General features: G+C 44.1%; 8 protein-coding genes. 5 read left to right on the top strand and 3 right to left on the bottom strand.

What is annotated here, in order from left to right:
* From A3757_RS23310 to A3757_RS23325, 3 genes are all read left to right on the top strand, one after another.
* Positions 1–302 (top strand): M20/M25/M40 family metallo-hydrolase (locus A3757_RS23310; RefSeq protein ID WP_156506516.1); only part of this gene is annotated, 302 nt, incomplete at its 5' end.
* A gap of 18 nt (positions 303–320) precedes the next feature.
* Positions 321–1178: a putative RNA methyltransferase gene (locus tag A3757_RS23315; protein WP_068554735.1), complete on the top strand. Its 858-nt coding sequence runs from the start codon at positions 321–323 to the stop codon at positions 1176–1178.
* Between the two features lie 287 nt (positions 1179–1465).
* Positions 1466–1858 carry a hypothetical protein gene (locus tag A3757_RS23325; protein WP_068554605.1) on the top strand — a complete coding sequence of 131 codons (393 nt, stop codon included), beginning with the start codon at positions 1466–1468 and terminating at the stop codon, positions 1856–1858.
* Between the two features lie 32 nt (positions 1859–1890).
* Here the strand turns inward: A3757_RS23325 and A3757_RS27970 are convergent, their stop codons facing one another.
* Positions 1891–2388 (bottom strand): cold-shock protein, encoded by a 498-nt coding sequence (locus tag A3757_RS27970; RefSeq protein WP_068512899.1) that lies wholly within the window; start codon positions 2386–2388, stop codon positions 1891–1893.
* Positions 2389–2698: 310 nt separating this feature from the next.
* Between A3757_RS27970 and A3757_RS23335 the strand changes: the two genes are divergently transcribed.
* Positions 2699–2938: a SlyX family protein gene (locus A3757_RS23335; RefSeq protein WP_068512900.1), complete on the top strand. Its 240-nt coding sequence runs from the start codon at positions 2699–2701 to the stop codon at positions 2936–2938.
* Positions 2939–3017: 79 nt separating this feature from the next.
* On the opposite strand, the gene A3757_RS23340 is transcribed toward A3757_RS23335, so the two are convergent.
* A complete protein-coding gene (locus A3757_RS23340) occupies positions 3018–5060 on the bottom strand; it encodes a nucleoside-diphosphate sugar epimerase/dehydratase (protein ID WP_068512903.1) in 2043 nt (680 codons plus the stop codon).
* Positions 5061–5260: 200 nt separating this feature from the next.
* Here A3757_RS23340 and A3757_RS23345 point away from each other — a divergent pair, with 200 nt between their 5' ends.
* Positions 5261–5599, top strand: coding sequence for a helix-hairpin-helix domain-containing protein (locus A3757_RS23345; RefSeq protein ID WP_068512906.1), 339 nt, complete (start codon positions 5261–5263; stop codon positions 5597–5599).
* A gap of 107 nt (positions 5600–5706) precedes the next feature.
* Here the strand turns inward: A3757_RS23345 and A3757_RS27800 are convergent, their stop codons facing one another.
* The gene (locus A3757_RS27800) at positions 5707–6189 is read right to left on the bottom strand and encodes a pilin (protein WP_304438929.1); all 483 of its coding nucleotides are present in this window, start codon (positions 6187–6189) and stop codon (positions 5707–5709) included.
* Positions 6190–6221: the final 32 nt, after the last annotated feature.

Genomic DNA, 6221 nt, shown 5'->3' on the forward strand with positions numbered 1-6221 from the left:
AGCAACACAAGCTGGATTACGATATCCAGTGGACATTAAGCGGAGAGCCCTTCCTAACCGCAGCGGGCCCACTCGTCGACGCAGCGGTTAAAGCGATAAAAACAGTTAAAGGTATCGACACAGAGCTTTCAACCTCAGGCGGAACCTCTGACGGCCGTTTTATCGCACCAACGGGCGCACAAGTGCTTGAACTTGGGCCGCTCAACGCAACGATTCACCAAGTTGATGAACACGTGAGTATCACCGACCTGAACGACTTGTCAGTGATTTACGAACAGATCTTGGAGCACCTGCTAACATAAGCCAAGCGCTAAGATACTATGGATACTCTAAGCCCCTATTTACTCTGCCCCGTTTGTAAGGAGCAGCTCGTTCTTGCAGACGATCAAAAAGGCCTATGCTGTCGCAACAAGCATAGGTTTGATCGCGCCAAGCAGGGCTACCACAACTTATTATTAAGCCAAAATAAGCGGAGTAAGCACCCGGGAGATACGACTGAAATGGTCGCCGCTCGTCGTGACTTCCTTGATCAAGGCTACTACGCTAATCTTGCCGAGCGATTTATTCACCATGCTGAAGACGCGCTAGCTAAAGATTCTGAAAAAGCCTTCCACTATTGCGACTTAGCATGTGGCGAAGGCTATTACACTCACAAGCTCCACACCAAGTTGCTTAGTTATTTTCAAGAGGTATACACAAGCGGTATTGATATCTCGACACCTGCAATTAAATCAGCCTGCCGGCGCGACAAATCAATTAACTGGTGGGTAGGTAGCGCTGCGAATATCCCCTTGGCGGACAATTCTCAAGATCTGGTAAGCGGCCTGTTTTTCCATTTTGACCTGGAAGAAATATCTCGCACAGTTCGCCCCGGCGGTCATGTGATCCTTGTAAATACCGGCCCTAGACATCTAATAGAGCTTCGCCGTGTTATCTACGATGAACTCAAAGCCGAAACGCGAACAGAGTTTGAAAGCCTCCCTACGAGCCTTCAGCATGTGAAGACTGATTACTTTGAGCAAACAATTCACCTACCTAGCTCACAAGACATCACTAACCTGTTTTCAATGACACCGCATTACTGGCGCTGTAAACCAGAAAAAAGAACTCTACTTGAGTCCCTTGATACTCTAGACTTACAGCTAGACATACAGTTTGATATATTTCAGAAGAAGTAAATCAGCCACTATCAGTACTGATCACTAATAAGAGTTTAAAAGCCACTACCGTGTCGTCTAAAAAACATAATCAGCAGAATTATTTTAAATACTTTCTGATCAGTGCCATTTGTACCCTGGCAGGCCTCGGAACAATTGTATACGTTAATATTCTCTTGCCCGCATCTGAAAAGCAGGAATTACTTGCGCTAATTGGTCTTATTCTTAGCGTGCCTAGCGCTATCATCGCCTTTTACTGCTATATTCGCCTTCTCGTAAGCAGAATCCAGAATTTCTTGGACAAATAAATGATAACGCCCGATATAGAAATATACATAAAGAACATAAACAACAGTGAATTGCTCGCCTGGCTAAATACTCACTTTACAACCATCGATATCAACCTTGAAGCAAGCAGCTTATCCGAAAAGAAAAGTATCTCGGGCACCCTTTCACGCGAAGGGAATAAGATCCCTATCGTCGTTACGCCCTGTGCAGCAGGAAAGTCTTATTGCAGTGTTTGGTTCAAATCGTCTGAAACACCTTGGGACAATGATGAAGCCTGCGCACTAAGCCTGTTAGAGATGTATGACCTGGAGGTCAGGTGTGCCGCACATAGCTGGCAAGAAGGGGAAGATGAAGCAGGTGAATATTGGAATGCCATCACCCGAAACGAAAAAAAGCTTATCCGCTGGGGATAAGCCTTTTCTGTAGAAGCTAAAGAGCTAGAGGCTTACTTGGCAACCGAAACGTTGTCTGCCTGCATACCCTTCTCACCCTCACTCAAATCAAAGCGCACTGCTTGGCCTTGACGCAATGAGCGACGACCGCGACCACGAATTGAACGGAAGTGAACAAAAACATCTTCGCCCGCATCGGTCGTAATAAAACCAAAACCTTTATTCACATTGAACCATTTAACGGTACCGGACTCTACACCCTCAGGTGTATCATCGTCGTCATCAGACTCAGATGCTTCTTGCGCATTGTTACTTGAAGCAGAAGAAGACGAAGACTGTGCCGCAATTTGCGAAATGGCAGATGCAGCAAAAAACATCAACCAAACCAAAGCGTAAAAGCCGCTACCATTTTCACCTGAAAGGAAATTCTCGGCTGTAAGGCCTTGTGGTAATACTGAAGCAGACGAAGCCAATACCAACATAACGTAAGGAAATGGCAGCGCAACAACCGCACTTACTAATAATTTTTTAGATAAACTCTGTGTAGACATGTAAATTTTCTCGTTAAACAAACTCTTAAAATAGTGGAATTGGTTCAGCAAACACCATTAAGGAAAAAATATCTGCATCCCCCACCTGTGAACAACCCTGTAAAAGTATTGGCAATCGACAGGTAACGCTGCATTGACCTGTATAAACACGACCAGACTCAACGCAAGCCGAGCATGATAACAGATTTTTGGCTCACACAATATCTTGCTTAGAACTTATTCGATTCTACAGTCAACACACTAAATTCTTGAGCACCGGGTAATATGTATTACAATAGCGCCCTCTCTCCATACTTAAGATAGTAAAAACATGAGCCAATCAGAATTACCCGAAGCCCTTATCGAAAAACTTAATGAACGAATCAGTGAGCTCGAAGTTAAACTATCGTTTCAAGATGATTTACTGAACACCCTCAACGATGTAATCACTAAGCAGGACAGGGAAATCCAAGATTTGTGGGTAGCGAACCGACTATTAAAAGAAGGGCTTGGGGAACTTAAATCTGGCAGCGCAAGCACTGAGCAGGAGCCGCCCCCGCCGCACTATTAGCACTATTAGCACTATATAAAGTAGTGCTAAAAAGCGAGATAACTCTGCTCACGCCACCCTCATTTGGCAGCGCAGTAAATCAGGCCAGTTTTTTGGGCGATTTTGAAATCGAAACCACTTTTGGCTTTACGGGTGCTTCTTCATTCGCTGAAGCATTATGTTCGGGTATCAACTCATGCTGAGATTGCTTCCAAACAAGGTCATCAATCTCGTTCGATGGGTTATACCCTAGAGGCGCTTTAAGTAGCGTCTCACGCACTGAAGAACAATCAAATAGATGAGAGTATTTATCAATCTTCTCAAGCAAGGCTTCTACTTCAACCCAAGGTAATGAGATCTCACGACCTTTCATAATTCGAGAATGACTGGTTGGTAAAGGGTCGTCGCCAATCAACAACTCTTCGTATAACTTCTCGCCTGGTCGTAAGCCGGTATACTGAATTTCGATATCACCATTTGGATTATCATCATCCTTCACCTCAAGGCCCATTAAGCGAATCAGCTTACCTGCCAAATCGGCAATTCGAACCTGCTCGCCCATATCAAGCAAAAAGACATCACCGCCCTCGCCCATTGAGCCTGCTTGAAGTACCAACAAGGCTGCTTCAGGAATGGTCATAAAATAGCGAGTAATATCAGGGTGCGTTACCGTTACCGGGCCACCATCATTAATTTGCTTACGAAACAGCGGTACAACAGAACCCGAAGAACCTAATACATTGCCAAAGCGAACCATGCAAAAACGTGTATCGTTCTGGCGCTGGGCTAAGCCTTGAAGTACAAGCTCCGATAAACGCTTGGTTGCGCCCATCACATTAGTCGGGCGAACAGCCTTATCGGTTGAAACTAACACAAAGGTATCTACCCCTGCTTTAATCGCCGCTTCGGCACAATACCAAGTGCCAAAGACGTTATTGCGAACACCTTCAATGACATTGTGTTCTACCAAAGGAACATGTTTGTAAGCTGCGGCATGGTAGACCGTTTCGACAGCGTAGCTCTTCATGATAACTTCCATGCGATGCTGTTTCTGCACAGAGCCCATAATGGCATGCACTTCAGTCTTTAATGTATGTTTTTGAATATACTTGGAAATCTCTTGCTCAATTTGATAAAGGGCAAATTCAGACAATTCAAACAGGACAATCTTTCGCGGGTTTAGCTTGACGATTTGGCGACACAACTCAGAGCCAATTGACCCCCCCGCACCAGTGACCATCACCACCTTATTTGAGATACAACCCGAAAGCCTGGCCCTATCGGCCGCGACTTCATCACGCCCAAGCAGGTCTTCAATATCAACATCACGAATTTCTTCAATTCGCGCCTTACCGCTGACAACATCATTAATTTGTGGAATGGTCTGCACAGCAAGCGGGTACTGCTCCAAGCCCTTTATCACTTCAGCTCTTCGAGCCCTGGAAGCATGGCCCAAGGCTAACAAAATACTCTGCGCACCATAACGCTTGAGCACCTCAGAAATATTCTCGGGTGAATAAACGCGGATACCGTTAAGAATGCTACCGTGCTTACTAATATCATCATCAATAAAAGCAATTGGCTGAACCTGCTTGCCATGAAAAAGTATCGAACTTAGCTGCAAGCCAGACTTACCCGCACCATAGATAATCACCCGATCTTTGGATTTCATCATATCGCGGTGTACCAGAGAGCGAGCTAACATACGCGTCCCTCCGACAAAGATCATCGCTAAACACCAGTAAATAATGGGAACGGAACGAGGAATCGGCGCCTGAAATAAAAAGCCCAAAGCCGCCAACATAATAGCAGAGATAGAAACACCAGAAATAATCGCCAGTAAAGCATGATTACTCATATAGCGAATAACAGCCCGATATAAACCGAGACGCGCAAAAACAAAAATACTGGTAAAAACGGTGACAAAAGCGACTAACAATACGGAGCTATTTTCAAGCAAATAAAGTTCATCGTAACGTAAACTTAGGGCCATCCATAAGGCGAAAGGTAGACAAAGACTGTCTGCAAAAACCGTAACCAGGCGTTTCTGGTACCGGGGAAGGTGTAACAACTTACTTAGCACGTCCGATTTATCCTTATCATTCTCCAGTTTCTGAGCGCTTCTGCGAGCGCCTGACTTCATTTTAACCAAGTCCTTAGTGAATACAATAGTGATTGTCGCTAATTGTGTCAGTGAGTTAAATTAATTAGGAATAATCATAGAATTAGTATTCACTATCGCCTCTGAAGCCGTTAATATCGAACTTGCATGACACAAGCTTTGACACGGATTGCTCAATAGCCGTTCATGCACTTGATTCTATTAACGCAAGGAGCGAACTTATGAAATCAAACTCTTTTCTTTCTAACAACATCGCAAACATCCCTCCCCGCCTGCTTATCCCTTTTTTGTTTAGCTTGCTGCTTTCTTTCAGCAATATTAGCTATGCAGACAATGAACCAAATAGTTCAATACAAACCAGTAAGGCCATAAACATCAATAGCGCAGATGCTCAAACTATTGCCAAAGCATTGAAAGGCGTAGGTTTAAAAAAAGCTGAAGCCATTGTTGACTATCGTGAGCGCTATGGTGAGTTTGCCCGCCTCGAAGAGTTAGTTGCAGTAAAAGGTATAGGCAAAAGTACATTAAGCAAGAATGAACACTTACTTAGTCTTGAGTAAAACATTAATCTTTATGTTTTTATCAACCTTTCAGACACAAAAAACCCCGGACTAAGCCGGGGTTTCTCGTTAGCAGCCTTAAAGGCTAGCTAGTTCCTATGTAGCGATTACTTACAAGTCGCTGGTAGGAATTTATCAGCAATTGTTGTTGCTGCAGTATCACAAGCCCAAACAATTGTTCCCGCTGCATTGGCATCCGCTAAAGGATTTGTACCAATCGAAGGTACGAAGGCAAGATTACCTGCACCAGAGATCGCAGGAATCAGAGTCATATCAATAGTGATTGTTCCTGGATTTGTGTCTGTAGACTTATCAATAGTGATTGCCTTAATTGAACCAGTCTTCAAGTTCGCTTGGTCCCCAGCAACTACAGCAGCATACGAATCAATACCAGCTACACCACTATCAGCGAACATATCTGTTACTCCAATTTTCAGCGCAGCCGCAGAAACCATACCTTCAGTTACTTTCGCTCGAATCGTGTAATCCTGATAAGCAGGAATGGCAACCGCTGCCAAAATACCAATAATCGCAACAACGATCATCAATTCAATTAGCGTAAAACCTTGCTGATTCTTTTTCATATTCATAATATATCTCCAGATTTAGTATAAATGGCCGC

It is taken from the genome of Oleiphilus sp. HI0117 (genome assembly GCF_001635235.1).

Excerpts from the sequence above, each read along its gene's own strand:
- A3757_RS23315 (WP_068554735.1), top strand. The coding sequence starts at position 321 with ATGGATACTCTAAGCCCCTATTTACTCTGCCCCGTTTGTAAGGAGCAG.
- A3757_RS27970 (WP_068512899.1), bottom strand. The coding sequence starts at position 2,388 with ATGTCTACACAGAGTTTATCTAAAAAATTATTAGTAAGTGCGGTTGTT.
- A3757_RS23340 (WP_068512903.1), bottom strand. The coding sequence starts at position 5,060 with ATGAAGTCAGGCGCTCGCAGAAGCGCTCAGAAACTGGAGAATGATAAG.
- A3757_RS23345 (WP_068512906.1), top strand. The coding sequence starts at position 5,261 with ATGAAATCAAACTCTTTTCTTTCTAACAACATCGCAAACATCCCTCCC.
- A3757_RS23335 (WP_068512900.1), top strand. The coding sequence starts at position 2,699 with ATGAGCCAATCAGAATTACCCGAAGCCCTTATCGAAAAACTTAATGAA.
- A3757_RS23325 (WP_068554605.1), top strand. The coding sequence starts at position 1,466 with ATGATAACGCCCGATATAGAAATATACATAAAGAACATAAACAACAGT.
- A3757_RS27800 (WP_304438929.1), bottom strand. The coding sequence starts at position 6,189 with ATGAATATGAAAAAGAATCAGCAAGGTTTTACGCTAATTGAATTGATG.